Origin of the sequence: Massilia norwichensis (assembly GCF_024753245.1) — a bacterium.
Lineage (GTDB): Bacteria > Pseudomonadota > Gammaproteobacteria > Burkholderiales > Burkholderiaceae_D > Telluria > Telluria norwichensis.
This window is the reverse complement of sequence record NZ_JANUGX010000001.1, coordinates 194257-210483: the sequence shown is the minus strand read 5'-3', so window position 1 is coordinate 210483 and position 16227 is coordinate 194257. Positions and strand designations below refer to the sequence as shown.

Genomic DNA, 16227 nt, shown 5'->3' with positions numbered 1-16227 from the left:
TATCGGAACAAAAGTACATTTTTATCATATGCTTAGAAGCTTCATGCTCAGCGCATGCCCGGACAGCACGATTGGTGACTTTGGGTTATAGTCCGGCCTGCTGAACCACGCCTTTAACTGAGAGTACATGGGTATCGACATTCGCCAGGCAACACCGAGTGACGCGCAGGAAGCATGCGACCTGTTGCGCCGCTCGATCGAAGAAGGCTGCGCTGCCGACCATGGCCAGCGTAGCGAGATCCTCCAGGCATGGCTGAGCAACAAGACCGTCCAGAACGTCACGACCTGGTTTTCCTCGCCCAGCAACTACGCCGTGGTTGCGGTGCGGGGCGGTGAGCTCGCCGGACTGGCGCTGCTGACCCAGGCCGGCAAGCTGGCGCTCTGTTATGTGATGCCGGGGCAACAGCGCCAGGGCATAGGCAGCGCCATGGTGCAAGCGATCGAAGAGCGTGCCCGCTGCTGGGACATCGCCAAGCTCCATATGCACAGCCCGGCATCGGGCAGCGGCTTTTTCGAACGCCTGGGCTATGTGAATGCCGGCAAGGACAAGGCTTGCTTCGGCCTCGAATGCGACTTCCTGTGGAAACAGCTGGATGCGGCCGAGCCGCCGGCCAGCAAGCGTTTCTGCACCTGCAGCGGAATTTAATGCCAGCGCGCCGTATGTTGTCTGAAACATGCGGTAACACGTGCTCATCTTCTTTCTTGCAATCTATTGAGATATAGTACGCAAGTTCCAATGATGAGTTTGTTATGGCTTCCCGCAGAGATTTCCTTCACCACGGGTTGCGCCTTACCGCACTCGGCCTGGTCGCGACTCCGCTGATCGACGCCAGGGCGGCAGCGCGCAACGCCGACCGCAACGCTTCCAGCCAGGCCACGCCGGCGGAAGCACCCAGCATCGACATGGCCCCGCCGCCCGACCTGTTCGACGCCCAGGTGGTCGACCTCGACTTCTGGGTCAAGCCGCGCACCCTGTCCGTGATCCGTCCCGCCAGCGGCGAACGCAGCAAGGTTCTGTACTGGAAGGACGGCGAGATCATCGACTCGGCCTACCAGGAACTGTGCCACATGCTGCGCGACGTGAACGGCAAGGCCAGCATGGCGATCGATCCCAAGCTGATCGAGACGCTGTGGGCGTCCCAGGCCTTCGTCGCGCGCTACGGCCTCGACAAGCCGCTCGAGATCCTGTCCGGCTATCGCACGCCGGCGTCCAACAACCGCCTCAGGGAGCAGGGTATCCCGGCCGCACGCCAGTCGCTGCACATGTCCGGCAAGGCGGCCGACGTCCGCATCGCCGGCCTGACCGAGGAAGTGCTGGGCGGCCTGGTGCGCAGCTTCCGCCAGGGCGGGGTGGGCTTCTACTACCGTTCCGGACCGAAGGGCGGCTGGATTCATACCGACACTGGCCTGAACCGTACCTGGAAGGGTTGATCGCCAGCGCGATCCAGAACGGCTAGGCGGCGCACCCCGGCGCGCATTTTTGCTATCTTGGCTTGCCTGTCAAACTTTCCGAAGGAGGACACGATGGCAACCATGAACGCACCCACCATGGAGCGGCGGCACCTGCCCGAGCGGCGTGCCGCCATGCGCGAAGGGAATACGGCGATGTCGGCGGTCGACTATATCGCCATGGCGCTTCTGATCATCGGCGGCCTGAACTGGGCCATGGTCGGCCTGTTCGACGTCGACGTCGTCGCCAGCCTGTTCGGGGCCGGCAGCCCCGCCAGCCGCCTGATCTATGTGCTGGTCGGCATCTCCGCCCTGTATTCGATCTGGACGGCCATGAAGATGGGCCGGCACCGCCATTCCGGCTGAGTCGGCGGGGCCGCAGCGGACCATGCGGATCGGGCTGATCTCGGACACCCACGGCCTGCTGCGTCCCGAGGCGCTGGACTTCCTGGCCGGCAGCGACCACATCGTCCACGGCGGCGATATCGGCAACCCGGAGATCCTGGCGCGCCTGGCCGCCATCGCCCCGCTCACCGTGGTGCGCGGGAATAACGATACCGCGGCCTGGGCGAAACAGATACCGGTCAGCGCGCGCATCGAACCCGGCGGCGTGCCGGTCTATGTCATCCACGACCTGAAGGAACTCGACATCGATCCGGCCGCCGGCGGCGTGCGCGTGGTGGTGTCCGGCCACTCGCACAAGCCGGCCTGCGTCGAGCGCGGCGGGGTGCTGTACGTGAACCCGGGCAGCGCCGGGCGCCGCCGCTTCAGCCTGCCGATCGCCGCAGCCGAACTGCTGATCGAGGGCGGACGGGTCGTGCCGCGCCTGGTCACGCTGGCCGCCTAGCCGGCGCGACTTGCGCCTGAGCGGATGCGGCTTGCGCTTCACCATGTGCGGCTTGCGCCTCGGGCCGTGCATGCCTTAGCATACGTGCCCTTGCCATCCTCACTATCACATCGCCCTCATGAGCCAAGATTCGACCAGGGACGGCGCCGAGCGCCCCCGCTTCCGTCCGGTGCCCTGGACCCCGCTGGAAACGCCGCAGGACGTCGAGCTCTGGATCGATGCGCACAACCGCACCATGCAGGAGATGATCGGCCCGCAGGAGACCGGGGTCGGCGTGCGCTTCACGCTGGCGCCGGGCGGCGACGTCTACCTGCAGACCAGCGGCGACGCCGTGCTGCTCGACGTCGAGCCGGACGCCGGCTGGATCGCGCCCCTGATCATGGCCGCCACCGGCGCCGAGCAGCCGGCCGGCCAGGTCTGGATCCTGCCCGAGGACAAACTGGTGCAACTGCTGCTGGGCCTGTCGACCCTGGTCGAGAGCACCCTGATCGTCACCGGCCACAATTTCAAGCATAGCCGCAGGCTGTATTGACCCGCCAATAATTCCCTTTTCGCATGCTCCATTTCAGGTTATAAATCAGGCTCTGCCGCTTGAATGGAGTGCGAAGGTATGCAAACGGGTTCCCTGAACAAGTTCCGCCGGACCGTACTGACGGGCGCCGCGATGGCCTGTGCGGCGGCGCTTTCCATGCTCGCGCTGCCGGCGCATGCCGCCGACCTGCTCGACACGGTGAAGGCGAGGGGAACGCTGCGCATCGCCCTCGAAGGCACCTATCCACCTTTCAATTTCCGCGACCCGAAGACCGGTCAGCTGAGCGGCTACGACGTCGACGTCGCCCGCCTGCTGGCGGCCAGACTGGGTGTGAAGCCGGCGTTCGTGACCACCGAATGGGCCGCCATCCTGGCCGGCCTGGGCGCCGGCAAGTACGATGTCATCATCAGCCAGGTCAACGTCACGCCCAAGCGCGCGCAGGCCTTCGATTTCTCCACGCCCTACACCTATTCGACGCCGCAGCTGATCGTGCGCCGCAACGAGCGCATCGAGTACAGGAAGCTGGAAGACCTGAAGGGCAGGAAGGTCGGGGTCGGGCAGGGCAGCGTGTTCGAGCAGCAGGCCAAGGCCGTGCCGGGCGTCGAGGTCAAGAGCTATCCGGCGGCGCCCGAAAACCTGCAGGACCTGGCCTTCGGCCGCATCGACGCCGCCTTGAACGACAGCCTGATGGTCGGCTACCTGCTGACCTCCTCGCAGCTGCCGATCCGCGCCGGCGCGCGCGTGGGCGCGGTCGAGCGCACCGCGGTCGCCTTCCAGAAGGGCAATCCGAAATTCCGCGCCGCCGTCGACAAGGCGCTCGAGGAAGTCCGCGCCGACGGCAGCCTGAAAGCCGCGTCGGTGAAGTGGTTCGGCACCGACGCCACCCACGCCCCGTGAACGCCTGAATGGAATTCCAGGACCTGTGGGGCCTGCTGCGCGACGCTGCGCCGGTGATGCTGCGCGGCGCCGGCTATACGCTGCTGCTGGCCGTCGCCGCCATGGCCGGCGGATTGCTGCTCGGCCTGCCGACCGCGCTGATGCGGGTCGGGCCCTGGGCGCTGCTGCGCTGGCCGGCAACGCTTTACGTCAGCGTCTTCCGCGGCACCCCGCTGCTGGTACAGCTGTTTGTCGTCTATTACGGCCTGCCCAGCATCGGCATCGAATTCACGCCAGTCATGGCAGGGGTGCTGACCCTGTCGCTGAACGCCGGCGCCTACCTGTCGGAAAGTCTGCGCGGTGCGATCGACGCGGTGGCCCAGGGCCAGTGGCGCGCCGCCTACAGCCTCGGACTCGGCTGGGGCCAGACCCTGCGCCACGTGGTGCTGCCGCAAGCGCTGCGGGTGGCGGTGCCGTCGATGAGCAATACGCTCATCAGCCTGATCAAGGACACCTCGCTGGTCTCGGTGATCACCATGACCGAGTTGATGCTTGTCACCAAAGAGTTGATCTCCGTCACATTCCGTCCATTGCCGCTCTACGTCGCAGCGGCCATCATCTATTGGATGTTGAGCCTGTTCTTCGAGGGCCTGCAGCGCCGTGCCGAACGGCGCCTGAACCGGGCCCATCAGCAACACTAGAACAACAGCGGATCGACAAGGTCAGCGGGCCCGGGCAAACAACCAGGTAAAGCGGGGTGAGATGGACAAGGACGTGCAACAGCTCGACAGCGGCGTCAGCCCCGAGCGGCTGCGCCACGAACAGGAACAGGCGCACTTCAACGAACTCTACCTGCTGGCGCCGAGCGGCTATTTCGTGGTCGCCTTCGACGGCCGCATCCTGCAGGCCAACGTCGCCGGGGCGCAGCTGATCGGCGTGCCGCGCAGCGCGGTCAGGGGGCACCGCTTCCGCGACTTCGTGCGCCGCAACTGGCGCGAGGAGTTCGACGTCTTCTTCGAATCCGCCATCAACAGCCGCGCGCCGCGCCGCCTGCGCATCGAGATGACCTGCGCCGACCTTGGCGCGCCGGGTCCGGTGCTGCTGCTGGCCAGCGCCGACGGCAGTGGCCAGGCCTGCCGCATCGTGGTCGAGTCGAGCGACGGCAAGCTGGCCGCGCTCGAACGCTCGGAGGAACGCTTCCGCCGCATCGTGCACTGCGCCGACGAGGGCATCTGGGAGATCGATGCGTTCGGCTTCATCACCTTCGTCAACCCGAAGATGGCGGCCCTGCTGGGCTGCGAGATCGAAGACCTGCTGGAGCAGCCGCTGGTGAGCTTCATGGACGAGGAGGGCAGGACCCGCTTCGAGGCCCACGACGTGCGGCGCCAGCACGCGCGCGGCGAGCGCGCCGAACTGAAATTCCTGCGCTGCGACGGTGCGGAGCTGTGGACCAGCGCCGCCACCACGCCGATCTTCGACGTCGCCGGCAACTACCTCGGCGCCCTGGCGCTGGTCACCGACATCACGCGCAGCCGCGCCTCGGCCGAGCGGATCTGGCACCAGGCCAATTTCGACGAGTTGACCGGCCTGCCGAACCGCCACATGTTCCGCGACCGCCTGGCCCAGGAGATGCGCAAGGCCGATCGCGGCGCCACCTTCGTGGCCCTGCTGTTCATCGACCTCGACCACTTCAAGGAAGTCAACGACCGCCTCGGCCACGCCGCCGGCGATACCCTGCTGGCCGAAGCCGCGCGCCGCGTGAAGGCCTGCGTGCGCGCGACCGACACCCTGGCGCGCCTGGGCGGCGACGAATTCACCGTGATCCTGGCCGGCCTGGAGCGGGTCGGCAGCGTCGACCGCATCGCCCAGGCCGTGGTCGAGGCGCTGGCCAGGCCCTTCGACGTGCTGGGGGAGGCGGCCGCGATCTCGGCCTCGGTCGGCATCGCGCTGTATCCCGCCGACGCGCGCGAGCTGGCCGACCTGATCTCGCACGCCGACCAGGCCATGTACGCCTCGAAGAACGCCGGCAGGAACCGCTACAGCTACTTCACCCGCGACCTGCAGGAGGCGGCGCTGGCGCGCCAGGTGATCGCCGCCGACCTGCGCGAAGCGATCGCGCAGCAGCAGTTCGAGCTCCTTTACCAGCCGATCGTGTCGCTGACCACCGGCGCCGTGCGCAAGGCCGAGGCCCTGCTGCGCTGGCGCCATCCGACGCGCGGGCTGCTGGCGCCGGCCGAATTCATTCCGTTCGCCGAAAGCAGCGGCATGATCGTCGAGATCGGCGACTGGGTGTTTCGCGAAGCGGCGCGCCAGGTCCAGCGCTGGCAGCGCAGCATCGGTCCGGATTTCCAGGTGAGCGTGAACAAGTCGCCGGTGCAGTTCCGGCGCGACGGCGGCCAGTACCAGGGCTGGCTCGACTACCTGCGCGAACTGCAGCTGCCGCCGCAAAGCCTGGTGGTGGAGATCAGCGAAGGGGCATTGCAGGGCGGCGCCGATGCCCTGCTCGGGCGGCTGGCGCAGTACCGCATGCTGGGTCTGCAGGTGGCGCTGGACCATTTCGGCACCGGCTATGCTTCGCTGGCCTACCTGAAGCGCTACGACATCGACTTCGTGAAGATCGACCCCTCGCTGGCGCAGACCCTGGACGGGGAGGGCGGAGAGCTGGCGCTGTACGAGGCGATCGTCGCCATGGCGCACAAGCTGGGACTGAAGATGGTGGCGGAGGGTGTGGAAACGGCGGCGCAGCGCGCGCTGCTGGTGGACGCCGGCTGCGATTATGCGCAGGGTTATATCTTCGGGCACCCGATGACGGCGGGCGAACTGGAGGCTCTTGCCCTGCGCCAGGCACCGTTGGGTGGGCACGGGGTGCCCACCCAACGAACCGGACTGCCGGTCCCGATTTACATGTTCGGGTAATTCGGTCCGCCGCCGCCTTCCGGCGTGACCCACACGATGTTCTGGGTCGGGTCCTTGATGTCGCAGGTCTTGCAGTGCACGCAGTTCTGCGCGTTGATCTGCAGGCGGTCCTTGCCCTCGTCGGTCTTCACGAACTCGTACACGCCGGCCGGGCAGTAACGCTGCTCCGGACCTGCGTACTTCGCCAGGTTGATCTCGACCGGGATGTTCGGGTTCTTCAGCGTCAGGTGCACCGGCTGGTCTTCCGCATGGTTGGTGTTCGAGATGAACACCGAGGACAGGCGGTCGAAGGTCAGCTTGCCGTCCGGCTTCGGATAGACGATGGGCTTGAAGTCGGCGGCCGGGCGCAGGCATTCGTGGTCGGCGTGCTGGTGGTGCAGGGTCCACGGCGCCTTGCCCTTGAACAGGATCTGGTCGATGCCGACCATGATCGTGCCCAGGTACAGGCCCTTGCTCATCCACGGCTTGAAGTTGCGCGCCACGTGCAGCTCTTCGTGCAGCCAGGACTGCTCGAAGGCGGCCGGGAAGCTGACCAGCTCGTCGTGCTGGCGGCCTTCGCCCAGCGCGGCAAAGGCGGCGTCGGCGGCCAGCATGCCGGTCTTGATCGCGGCGTGGCTGCCCTTGATGCGGCTGACGTTCAGGAAGCCGGCGTCGTCGCCGACCAGGGCGCCGCCCGGGAACACGGTCTTCGGCAGCGACTGCAGGCCGCCCGCGGTGATCGCGCGCGCGCCGTAGGAAATGCGCTTGCCGCCTTCGAAGAACTTGCGGATCTCCGGGTGGGTTTTATAGCGCTGGAATTCCTCGTACGGCGACAGGTAAGGGTTCTGGTAGGCCAGGCCCACCACGAAGCCGACCGCGACCTGGTTGTTCTCCAGGTGGTACATGAAGGAACCGCCGTAGGTGTCGTTGTCCAGCGGCCAGCCGGCGGTGTGGACCACCAGGCCCGGCTTGTGCATGGCCGGGTCGATTTCCCACAGCTCCTTGATGCCGATGCCGTAGACCTGCGGATCCTTGCCCTTGTCGAGCGCGAATTTCGCGATCAGCTGCTTGCCCAGGTGGCCGCGGCAGCCTTCGGCGAAGAAGGTGTACTTGGCGTGCAGTTCCATGCCGAGCTGGAACGCGTCGGTCGGCTGGCCGTGGCGGTCCACGCCCATGTTGCCGGTGGCGACACCCTTGACCGAGCCGTCGTCGTTGTACAGGACTTCGGCGGCCGGGAAGCCCGGGAAGATCTCGACGCCCAGCGCCTCGGCCTGCTGGCCCAGCCAGCGCACGACGTTGGCCAGCGAGATCACGTAGTTGCCGTGGTTGGTCAGCGCCTTCGGCACCATGAAGTTCGGGGTCGCATGCGCCTTGGTCTCGGTCAGGAACAGCACGCGGTCTTCGGTGACCGGGGTGTTCAAGGGTGCGCCGAGTTCCTTCCAGTTCGGGAAGAGTTCATCCAGCGCGCGCGGATCCATGACTGCGCCCGACAGGATGTGGGCGCCCAGCTCGCCGCCCTTCTCGAGCACGCAGACTGAGACCTCGCGGCCTTGTTCCGTCGCCAGCTGCTTCAGGCGGATCGCGCTGGCCAGGCCGGCAGGGCCGCCGCCGACGATGACGACGTCGTATTCCATCGCTTCGCGCGGACCGTATTGTTCGATGAGGTTGTTGGGCTGAGTCATGTTTTAATAGTGTTAGAAAAATTTAAGCACGAGTGTGCACTTTTTTGCTCATGATTGCAACGCAGCACGCTATTGTAGGGCAGATATTAGATGCGGCAATCTAAACGCTGCGAAATTGCTTAAGTATGTAATCATGATGTCTTCGCAGCAGAGTATCGTGCGGCGGTTTCGGCGAGTTTGGTGACAGGGAGCGCAACGTGGGCATTGAAGTCAATTTCGAAGGCAAGATCGCAATGGTGACCGGGGCATCCAGCGGACTGGGTGCGCGTTTCGCGAAAGCCCTGGCCGGGGCCGGGGCGCAGGTGGTGCTGGCCTCGCGCCGGGTCGAGCGTTTGAAGGAGTTGCGCGCCGAGATCGAGGCGGACGGCGGCGCCGCCCACGTGGTGTCGCTCGACGTGACCGACCTTGCCAGCATCAAGGCGGCGATCGCGCATGCGGAAACCGAGGCCGGGCCGATCGACATCCTGGTCAACAACTCGGGCGTCTCGACCACCCAGCGCCTGCTGGACGTGACCGAGGACGACTACAACTACATCATGGACACCAACCTGCGCGGCGCCTTCTTCATGGCCCAGCAGACCGCCAAGCGCATGATCCAGCGCGCCAAGGGCGACCCCAGGAAGCAGCACCGCATCGTCAACATCGCTTCGGTGGCGGGCCTGCGCGTGCTGCCGCAGATCGGCGTCTATTGCATGAGCAAGGCCGGCGTGGTGCAGATGACCAAGGCGATGGCGGTGGAGTGGGGCCGCTACGGCATCAACGTCAACGCCATTTGCCCCGGCTACATCGCCACCGAGATGAACGAGGATTACTTCGACACCGAACAGGGCAGGAAGCTGATCGAGATGCTGCCGCGGCGCCGCATCGGCAAGCCGGAAGACCTCGACGGCCTGCTCCTGCTGCTGGCGGCCGAGGAAGCCCACTTCATCAACGGCACCATCATCACCGCCGACGACGGCATGACCGCGCAATGAGCGGCTCAGTGAGCAGCTCAGTGAGCAGCGCAGGCGCGCCGCTGCTGATCGTGCACGGCCTGCTGGGCTCCGGCAGCTACTACGAGCCGCAGGCCTACTTGCCCGGTGTGGACGTGCGCACGCCCGACCTGCTCGGTTACGGCACCAAGCGCAGCATCGACGTCGGCATCGACCTGCAGCGCCAGGCCGAAGAGGTCGCGCGGGTGCTGCGCGAAGACGTCGGCGAGCCGGCCTGGCTGCTTGGCCACAGCGTCGGCGGCGCGGTCATGATGCTGGCGGCCGCGCAGGCGCCGGAACTGGTGCGCGGCCTGATCAGCGTGGAGGGCAACTTCACCTTGAAGGATGCATTCTGGTGCTCGCGCATCGCACCGATGCCTGAAGCCGACTGGGCGGCCGAGTACGGCGCGATGGAAGACGACCCGGCCGCCTGGCTGGAACGCATCGGCATCGAAGCCAGCGATCTGCGCGTCGCCTGGGCCCGCGACATCCTCGCCAACCAGCCGTATTCGACGATCCAGGCGATGGCGCGCTCGGTGCTGGAAACGACCGGCGCGCCCGGCTATCTCGAGGAGGTGCGGCGCGTGCTCGGCAGCGGCGTGCCGCTCTACCTGCTGGGCGGCGAACTGTCGGCCTCCGGCTGGGATATCCCCGAATGGGTGCTGGCGCTGGCCGCCCAGAGCCTGGTGCAGCCGAAGGCCGGGCACATGATGATGCTCGAGGATCCGGCTGCGTTCTGTTGCCTGGTCGGCGATATCCTGCGCCGCCACAATTAAGTTAACGCCGGAGCGCGGCGCCGGCCGAACGACTACAATGCCTGTTTTTTTGTAAAGCAGGCAGCAATGAGCGAGAAGAAATTAGTCCACGTGATGCGCCAGGCGATCCGCTGGGGCGACATGGACGTGCTGGGCCACGTCAACAACACCGTCTATTTCCGCTACATGGAAAGCGGCCGCATCTCCTTCCTGGAAGAGGCGGCGGGCGAGTTCAACATGCAGGGCGAGGGGCCGGTGATCGTCACCGCCTACTGCACCTTCATCAAGCAGCTGAAGTACCCGGGCGAGATCGAGGTGCGCACCTATGCCGGGGCGCCGGGCCGTTCGAGCTTCGAAGTCACCCACGAGATCAGTCTGGTGGACGCCGAGGGCAAGGCGGACGTGGTCTACGCCGAAGGCGGCGGCAAGGTCGTCTGGATCGATTTCAAGAAAGAAAAGTCGGTGCCGCTGCCCGAACACCTCAAGGCTATCCTGCCGGCCTGACGGCGGACGTGACAAAGCGTGAGTTTTATAGGGCTCACGTTATGGCATCATCGGTGCCCGCCGTAAAACGACGGGTACACATCCCCAAAAAACATTCGACTTGACTGGCTGCGCAAGCGGTTGGCCAGGATCCATGCTGTCTTTTTTCTTCGCAAGTATTGATCCAGGTCGTTGCAAAAATGCTTTCCAGTTCGCAATGCAGTTCCAACAGGCAAAACCAACAATTATAATTACATTTAGTTGTGCCTGCCGCACGATTGATTTTCCACCACTTCCGCTTCCTGACCATGTTCGATAACGAGCTCGCATTCTCCATCGCCCGGCACGCCGCCTGGGCGCCCGGCGTGGCCTCGCCCGAACAGTGGGCGGCGTGGGCGCGCGAACCCTGGCCGCTGGCCGGCGAGGAAGAGCCGAAGGTCGCGGCGATGCCGGCGATGCTGCGCCGCCGTGCCGGCTTCCTGGGCCGCATGGCGCTCGAAGTGGCCTACGAATGCCTGGGCCAGGATGCCGATGTGCCCACCGTGTTCTGCTCGCGCCATGGCGAAGTCGCGCGTGCGGTCGGGCTGCTGGGCGAGCTGGCGCGCGGCGAGCCGCTGTCGCCGACCGCCTTCGGGCTGGCCGTCCACAATGCCAGCGCCGGCCTGTTCTCGATCGCGCGCGCCGACCGCGCCAACCACGTGGCGCTGGCAGCCGGTACGGCCACGCTCGAACACGCGGTGATCGAAGCCTGCGGCCTGCTGGCCGATGGCGCACCGATGGTGCTGCTGGTCGCCTGCGACGCCCCGCTGCCGGCGCTGCTCTCGGCCTTCGAGGACTGCGAAGAACAGCCTTTCGCCTTTGCCTGGGCGATGGTACCGGCCGGCGAGCGCCCGGTGCGCCTGGGCTGGTGCGCGGCGCCGCAGCCCGACGCCCCGGCTTCAAACACGCCCGGCGCACTCGAGGTGCTGCGCTTCCAGCTCGGCGGCGAAGCGCTGGTGCGCCACGCGGCCGGCAAGCGCTGGACCTGGAGCCGCAATGCTTGAGAAGCTGTTCCTCGGCTGGCGCGTGCTCGCGACCGGCTTGAGCTTCATGCTGTTCGGCCTCGGCGGCCTGCTGCTGCGCGTGCTCGTGTTTCCGCTGCTGGCGCTGTGCCTGCGCGAACCGCGGACCAGGGTCAGGGCGGCGCGCGCCGTGATCCGCCTGAGTTTCCGGACTTTCGTCGGCATCATGCGCGGACTCGGTGTGCTGCGCTACGAAGTGCGCGGCCTCGACAAGCTGGACCGCGAAGGCCAGCTGATCCTGGCGAACCACCCGACCCTGATCGATACCGTGTTCCTGATCGCCTTCGTGCCCAACGCCGACTGCATCGTCAAGGGCGGCCTGTGGAACAACCCCTTCACGCGCGGGCCGGTGCGTGCCGCCGGCTACATCTGCAATGACCGCGGTCCGGAACTGGTCGAGGACTGCATCGCCTCGCTGGGTGCCGGCGGCAACCTGATCGTGTTCCCGGAAGGGACGCGCACGCCGCGCTGCGGCACCATGGAACTCAAGCGCGGCGCCGCCAACATCGCCGTGCGCGGCACCCGCGCCGTGACGCCGGTGCGGATCTCCTGCGAGCCGCCGACGCTGGGCAAGGGCGAGAAGTGGTGGCATGTGCCGCCGCGCCAGGCCAGCTTTCGCATCGAGGTCGGCGACGACATCGGCATCGAGCGTTTTACCGGTCCCGGTGTGACCGACGTGCTGGCCGCGCGCCGTCTCACCGAATACCTGCAACATTATTTTATGAAAGAAGGCCAGCACCATGCTTGAACAGGAAGTGAAGGAACTGATCGTCGATGTCCTGCAGCTCGAGGAGATCGCCCCCGCCGATATCGACAGCGAGGCGCCGCTGTTCGTCGAGGGACTGGGGCTGGACTCGATCGATGCCCTGGAAATCGGCGTCGCGCTGCAGAAGCGCTACGGCATCACGCTCCCGCCCGAGTCGCAGGAGACGCGCCGCCATTTTGCATCGGTGCGCGCGCTCGCAGCGATGATTGAAGCTAACCGCAAGAAGTAGGAGAAGGCCATGGTAGCCCTGAATGAGATGAACCGCGACCAACTGTTCGGCTGGGTGGCGGACCTGCTGGCCGAGATGTTCGAACTGGACCGCGCCGAACTGACGCCGGCCTCGAACCTCTACACCGACCTCGATATCGACAGCATCGACGCCGTCGACCTGGCGGTGCACCTGAAGCAGCTGACCGGCAAGCGCCTGCGCCCGGAAGTGTTCAAGACGATCCGCACGATCGATGACGTGGTGAACGCGCTGGTCGCCCTCGGCGACGAGACGGGCGCCGACGCGCAGGCGGAACCGCAAGCGGCCTGACGAGGTGGCGTGGAATGTTCTGACGGCTGCGCTCACGCTGGTGTATCCGTTGGCGATCTGGCTGGGCCATGGCGCGCTCGAACCGCGCTGGCTGGCCGGTCTGCTGCTGCTGACCGTGGCGTCGCGGCTGCCGGCGCTCAAGCTGAGCGCCGCCGCGCGCTGGTCGGCGGCGGCCGCGCTGCTGCTGGTGGCGCTGGCCGTCTGGGCCAACGCCGTGCTGCCGCTCAAGCTGTATCCGGTCCTGGTGAACGCCGCGCTGCTGGCCGCCTTCGGCGCCAGCCTGCTGTCCGGGCCGTCGATGGTAGAACGTCTCGCGCGCCTGCGCGAACCCGAACTGCCGGCGGCGGCGGTCGGCTACACGCGCCGCGTCACCCAGGCCTGGTGCCTGTTCTTTCTCGTGAACGGCGGTATCGCCCTGGGTCTGGCGCTGGACGCGCCGGAAGCCCTGTGGTCGCTGTACACGGGTGTTGTTTCTTATGGCCTGATGGGCCTGATGTTCGGCGGCGAATACCTGCTGCGCATGCGTTTCAAGCGGCTGCACCATGTCTGATTTCTTTGTCCGCATCGCCGGACGCGCACCGGACGCGTTGGCCGGCCGCCGTGGCGCTGCCAGCGTCGCCCACGCCGAGCTGATGGCGCGCACCCGCGCCTGGACTGCGCTCGGGCGCCGCACCCAGGCCACCCAGATCGCCTTGTACCACGAAGACAGCATCGAGTTCGCGGCGGCGCTGCTGGGCGCATGGCTGTCCGGGAAGACGGTCTGGCTGGTGGCCGACACGCTGCCGGCCAGCTGCGCCGCACTGGCGCGCGAGCTTGGTGCCGCACCTGGCGTCTTCTGGGGCCAGTTCCCGCCGTCCTGCATGCCGGCGGTGCCGGACGAGGACGAGCTTTGCCGGCTGCCCTGGCACGAACCGGCGCCCGACTTCCCGGCACTGGTGGTCTACACCTCGGGCAGCACCGGCGCGCCGCTGCCGATCCGCAAACAGCTGTCGCAGCTGACCGGCGAGCTGGAGGCGCTCGAAGCCTGCTTCGGCGCGCGCCTCGGCCATGCCGAAGTGCTGGCCACGGTCTCGCACCAGCATATCTACGGCCTGCTGTTCCGCGTCCTGTGGCCGCTGGCCGAGGGCCGCGCGATCCACGCCGAACGCCATGAATTCCCGGAGCCGCTGGCGCTCGCCCTGGCGGCGCGTCCCTGCGTGCTGCTGGCCAGCCCGGCCCACCTGAAGCGCCTGCCGGCGCATCTCGACTGGAGCGGCGCCGCGGCGCAGCTGCGGGCCGTGTTCTCCTCGGGCGGGATGCTGGAGGCGGCGGCCTCGCAGCATGCGCGCGCCTTGCTGGGGCAGGCCCCGGTCGAGGTCTACGGCAGCTCGGAGACCGGCGGCGTGGCCTGGCGCCAGCGCGGCGAAAGCGCGGACGAAGGCTGGACCCCCTTGCCCGGCGTGGCCTGGCGCGCCGATGACCAGGGGCTGCTGGAAGTGCACTCGGTCCACGCCGGCCCGGATGGCTGGCAGCGCCTGCCGGACCGCGTCGAGGATGCCGGGGCAGGGCGCTTCGTGCTGCGCGGCCGCGCCGACCGCATCGTCAAGATCGAGGAAAAGCGGGTCTCGCTGGATGCGATCGAGAGCGCGCTGCTGGCCGGCGGTCTGGTGCGCGAAGCGCGGGTGCTGGCCTGTCCTGGCCTCGATGGCGGGCGCCAGCTGCTGGCCGCCTTCGTGGTCCCGAACGGGGACGGCGCGGGGCTGCTGGCGCGGGAGGGCAAGCCGGCCATGAACGCGCGCCTGCGCGCCCTGCTCGGCGCCTCGACCGAAGCGGTGGCACTGCCGCGCCGCTGGCGCTACCTGGACGCGCTGCCGGTCAACGCCCAGGGCAAGACCACCCAGGCCGCCTTGCTGGCCCTGCTCGAGGACAAGCCGGTGGGCAAGCTGGAGGCGGGACTGAAAGCGCGTCCGCGCTGGCCGGCGCTGCGCGTGCTGGAGGAATCGTCCGCGCGCATGCTGCTGGAACTGACCGTGCCGGCCGATCTGCTGTACTTCGACGGCCATTTCAGCATCGCGCCGGTGCTGCCGGGCGTGGTGCAGGTCGACTGGGCCATCCACTACGGCCGCCGCTGGTTCGGCATCGATGCCGGCATCACCGGCATGGCCGCGCTGAAGTTCCAGCAGATGATCCGGCCGCAACAGCCGGTCCAGCTGGAGCTCGTGCACGACGCCGCCAAGGGCAGCCTGAATTTTCGTTATTTCTCGGAGGCGGGCGCGCATGCGAGCGGCCGCGTCCTGCTGGGAGCCGATCGCACATGTTGAACAAGAAGTTTTCGCCGGAGCGCCAGAGCGCCTTCGAAGCCCGTTTCGAAGCGCAGAAGATCGCCTTCGGCCCGGTGGTGTTCCAGTGCGTGCGCTATGCCTGGAAGCGCGGCATGCTGCAAGCGATTGCCGATGCCGGCGAGCGCGGGCTGTCGGTCGAGGAGCTGGCAGCCAGCGGACGCTGGACCGTCTACGTCCTGAAGGTGGTGCTGGAAACCTGCATGTCGGCCGGCGTGGTCTACCTGAACGAAGGCCGCTACGCGCTCGACAAGGCCGGCTTCGTGATCCTGACCGACACCATCACCCAGGTCAATATCGACTTCAACCATGACGTCTGCTACCAGGCCATGTTCGATCTCGAGCGCACGCTGGACGCCGAGCAGCCGCTGGGCCTGAAGGTGTTCGGCGACTGGCCGACGCTGTACCAGGGCCTGGCCCAGTTGCCGGAGCCGGCGCGCAGCAGCTGGCTGGCCTTCGACCACCTGTATTCGGACACCTCGTTCCCGGCCATCATGCCGGACGTGTTCGCGACCGCGCCGCGGCGCCTGATGGACATCGGCGCCAACACCGGCAAGTTCACGCTGGCGGCACTGGCGTTCGACCAGCAGGTCGCGATGCACCTGGTCGACCTGCCGGGCCAGCTGGCGGTGGCCGAGCGCGCGCTGGCCGACGCCGGCGTGCGCGAACGCGCGCGCCTGCATCCGATCGATCTGCTCGACGCCGCCGCGGCGCTGCCGTCCGATATGGACCTGATCTGGATGAGCCAGTTCCTGAGCTGCTTCTCGGAAGCGGCGATCGCCAGCATCTTCCGCCGCGTCGCCGCGGCGCTGGGCCCGCGCGGCCAGGTGCTGGTGATGGACACCTTCTGGGATCGCCAGCGCTACGACATCGCGGCCTACTGCCTGATCAATACCTCGCCGTACTTCAACAATCTGGCCAGCGGCAACAGCAAGGTCTACGAGAGCACGGACTATGTGCGCCTGGCCGAAGCGGCCGGCCTGAAGCTGCTCACCGCGCGCGACGGCATCGGCTACTGCCATTCGCTGCTGCGCTTCGGGAAGGCGGAATAAGC

At 67.0% G+C, this 16227-nt stretch carries 19 protein-coding genes; 18 read left to right on the top strand and 1 reads right to left on the bottom strand.

All coding sequences use genetic code 11. The features are described 5' to 3' along the window. Window positions 1-127: 127 nt before the first annotated feature. From NX782_RS00925 to NX782_RS00890, 8 genes are all read left to right on the top strand, one after another. Window positions 128-646 carry a GNAT family N-acetyltransferase gene (locus tag NX782_RS00925; RefSeq protein ID WP_258843596.1) on the top strand — a complete coding sequence of 173 codons (519 nt, stop codon included), beginning with the start codon at window positions 128-130 and terminating at the stop codon, window positions 644-646. A gap of 104 nt (window positions 647-750) precedes the next feature. Beyond that, a complete protein-coding gene (locus NX782_RS00920) occupies window positions 751-1431 on the top strand; it encodes a YcbK family protein (protein ID WP_258843595.1) in 681 nt (226 codons plus the stop codon). Window positions 1432-1524: 93 nt separating this feature from the next. Beyond that, window positions 1525-1815: a DUF378 domain-containing protein gene (locus NX782_RS00915; protein ID WP_258843594.1), complete on the top strand. Its 291-nt coding sequence runs from the start codon at window positions 1525-1527 to the stop codon at window positions 1813-1815. A gap of 22 nt (window positions 1816-1837) precedes the next feature. Then, window positions 1838-2296, top strand: a complete 459-nt coding sequence (locus NX782_RS00910; protein ID WP_258843593.1) for a metallophosphoesterase family protein — start codon at window positions 1838-1840, stop codon at window positions 2294-2296. Between the two features lie 118 nt (window positions 2297-2414). Next, window positions 2415-2828, top strand: a complete 414-nt coding sequence (locus NX782_RS00905; protein WP_258843592.1) for a hypothetical protein — start codon at window positions 2415-2417, stop codon at window positions 2826-2828. Between the two features lie 78 nt (window positions 2829-2906). After that, complete coding sequence (locus tag NX782_RS00900) at window positions 2907-3725, top strand: transporter substrate-binding domain-containing protein (protein ID WP_370661750.1); 819 nt, start codon at window positions 2907-2909, stop codon at window positions 3723-3725. A gap of 8 nt (window positions 3726-3733) precedes the next feature. After that, window positions 3734-4405, top strand: coding sequence for an amino acid ABC transporter permease (locus tag NX782_RS00895; protein WP_258843591.1), 672 nt, complete (start codon window positions 3734-3736; stop codon window positions 4403-4405). A gap of 73 nt (window positions 4406-4478) precedes the next feature. Continuing rightward, window positions 4479-6620, top strand: coding sequence for a putative bifunctional diguanylate cyclase/phosphodiesterase (locus tag NX782_RS00890; protein WP_258843590.1), 2142 nt, complete (start codon window positions 4479-4481; stop codon window positions 6618-6620). Here NX782_RS00890 and NX782_RS00885 read toward each other — a convergent pair. Further along, window positions 6605-8281, bottom strand: a complete 1677-nt coding sequence (locus NX782_RS00885) for an electron transfer flavoprotein-ubiquinone oxidoreductase (RefSeq protein WP_258843589.1) — start codon at window positions 8279-8281, stop codon at window positions 6605-6607. The genes NX782_RS00890 and NX782_RS00885 overlap by 16 nt on opposite strands. A 197-nt stretch (window positions 8282-8478) precedes the next feature. Between NX782_RS00885 and NX782_RS00880 the strand changes: the two genes are divergently transcribed. From NX782_RS00880 to NX782_RS00835, 10 genes are all read left to right on the top strand, one after another. Then, on the top strand, window positions 8479-9255 hold the full coding sequence (locus NX782_RS00880; RefSeq protein WP_258843587.1) for an SDR family oxidoreductase: 777 nt from the start codon (window positions 8479-8481) through the stop codon (window positions 9253-9255). A gap of 8 nt (window positions 9256-9263) precedes the next feature. Then, the gene (locus NX782_RS00875; protein WP_258843586.1) at window positions 9264-10028 is read left to right on the top strand and encodes an alpha/beta fold hydrolase; all 765 of its coding nucleotides are present in this window, start codon (window positions 9264-9266) and stop codon (window positions 10026-10028) included. A 66-nt stretch (window positions 10029-10094) separates the two neighbouring features. Beyond that, complete coding sequence (locus tag NX782_RS00870) at window positions 10095-10511, top strand: acyl-CoA thioesterase (protein ID WP_258843584.1); 417 nt, start codon at window positions 10095-10097, stop codon at window positions 10509-10511. Window positions 10512-10768: 257 nt separating this feature from the next. Further along, entirely contained in the window at window positions 10769-11533 is a 765-nt protein-coding gene (locus NX782_RS00865) for a beta-ketoacyl synthase chain length factor (protein ID WP_308632750.1), read from the top strand. Continuing rightward, a complete protein-coding gene (locus NX782_RS00860) occupies window positions 11526-12299 on the top strand; it encodes a lysophospholipid acyltransferase family protein (RefSeq protein WP_258843583.1) in 774 nt (257 codons plus the stop codon). The genes NX782_RS00865 and NX782_RS00860 overlap by 8 nt, the downstream gene beginning before the upstream one ends. Continuing rightward, window positions 12292-12546: a phosphopantetheine-binding protein gene (locus NX782_RS00855; RefSeq protein WP_258843582.1), complete on the top strand. Its 255-nt coding sequence runs from the start codon at window positions 12292-12294 to the stop codon at window positions 12544-12546. The genes NX782_RS00860 and NX782_RS00855 overlap by 8 nt, the downstream gene beginning before the upstream one ends. A 9-nt stretch (window positions 12547-12555) precedes the next feature. Next, on the top strand, window positions 12556-12855 hold the full coding sequence (locus tag NX782_RS00850; protein WP_258843581.1) for an acyl carrier protein: 300 nt from the start codon (window positions 12556-12558) through the stop codon (window positions 12853-12855). Window positions 12856-12859: 4 nt separating this feature from the next. Then, window positions 12860-13405 (top strand): COG4648 family protein, encoded by a 546-nt coding sequence (locus NX782_RS00845; RefSeq protein WP_258843580.1) that lies wholly within the window; start codon window positions 12860-12862, stop codon window positions 13403-13405. Beyond that, window positions 13398-15155: an ApeI family dehydratase gene (locus NX782_RS00840; RefSeq protein WP_258843579.1), complete on the top strand. Its 1758-nt coding sequence runs from the start codon at window positions 13398-13400 to the stop codon at window positions 15153-15155. Before NX782_RS00845 ends, NX782_RS00840 begins: the two co-directional genes overlap by 8 nt. Beyond that, on the top strand, window positions 15149-16225 hold the full coding sequence (locus tag NX782_RS00835) for a class I SAM-dependent methyltransferase (RefSeq protein WP_258843578.1): 1077 nt from the start codon (window positions 15149-15151) through the stop codon (window positions 16223-16225). The genes NX782_RS00840 and NX782_RS00835 overlap by 7 nt, the downstream gene beginning before the upstream one ends. Window positions 16226-16227 lie beyond the last annotated feature (2 nt).

What these genes read in the sequence shown, in the direction of transcription:
- NX782_RS00855 (WP_258843582.1), top strand. Translation starts at nt 12,292, where the DNA reads ATGCTTGAACAGGAAGTGAAGGAACTGATCGTCGATGTCCTGCAGCTC.
- NX782_RS00850 (WP_258843581.1), top strand. Translation starts at nt 12,556, where the DNA reads ATGGTAGCCCTGAATGAGATGAACCGCGACCAACTGTTCGGCTGGGTG.
- NX782_RS00840 (WP_258843579.1), top strand. Translation starts at nt 13,398, where the DNA reads ATGTCTGATTTCTTTGTCCGCATCGCCGGACGCGCACCGGACGCGTTG.
- NX782_RS00835 (WP_258843578.1), top strand. Translation starts at nt 15,149, where the DNA reads ATGTTGAACAAGAAGTTTTCGCCGGAGCGCCAGAGCGCCTTCGAAGCC.
- NX782_RS00920 (WP_258843595.1), top strand. Translation starts at nt 751, where the DNA reads ATGGCTTCCCGCAGAGATTTCCTTCACCACGGGTTGCGCCTTACCGCA.
- NX782_RS00885 (WP_258843589.1), bottom strand. Translation starts at nt 8,281, where the DNA reads ATGACTCAGCCCAACAACCTCATCGAACAATACGGTCCGCGCGAAGCG.
- NX782_RS00910 (WP_258843593.1), top strand. Translation starts at nt 1,838, where the DNA reads ATGCGGATCGGGCTGATCTCGGACACCCACGGCCTGCTGCGTCCCGAG.
- NX782_RS00895 (WP_258843591.1), top strand. Translation starts at nt 3,734, where the DNA reads ATGGAATTCCAGGACCTGTGGGGCCTGCTGCGCGACGCTGCGCCGGTG.
- NX782_RS00870 (WP_258843584.1), top strand. Translation starts at nt 10,095, where the DNA reads ATGAGCGAGAAGAAATTAGTCCACGTGATGCGCCAGGCGATCCGCTGG.
- NX782_RS00925 (WP_258843596.1), top strand. Translation starts at nt 128, where the DNA reads ATGGGTATCGACATTCGCCAGGCAACACCGAGTGACGCGCAGGAAGCA.
- NX782_RS00860 (WP_258843583.1), top strand. Translation starts at nt 11,526, where the DNA reads ATGCTTGAGAAGCTGTTCCTCGGCTGGCGCGTGCTCGCGACCGGCTTG.
- NX782_RS00900 (WP_370661750.1), top strand. Translation starts at nt 2,907, where the DNA reads ATGCAAACGGGTTCCCTGAACAAGTTCCGCCGGACCGTACTGACGGGC.
- NX782_RS00905 (WP_258843592.1), top strand. Translation starts at nt 2,415, where the DNA reads ATGAGCCAAGATTCGACCAGGGACGGCGCCGAGCGCCCCCGCTTCCGT.
- NX782_RS00915 (WP_258843594.1), top strand. Translation starts at nt 1,525, where the DNA reads ATGGCAACCATGAACGCACCCACCATGGAGCGGCGGCACCTGCCCGAG.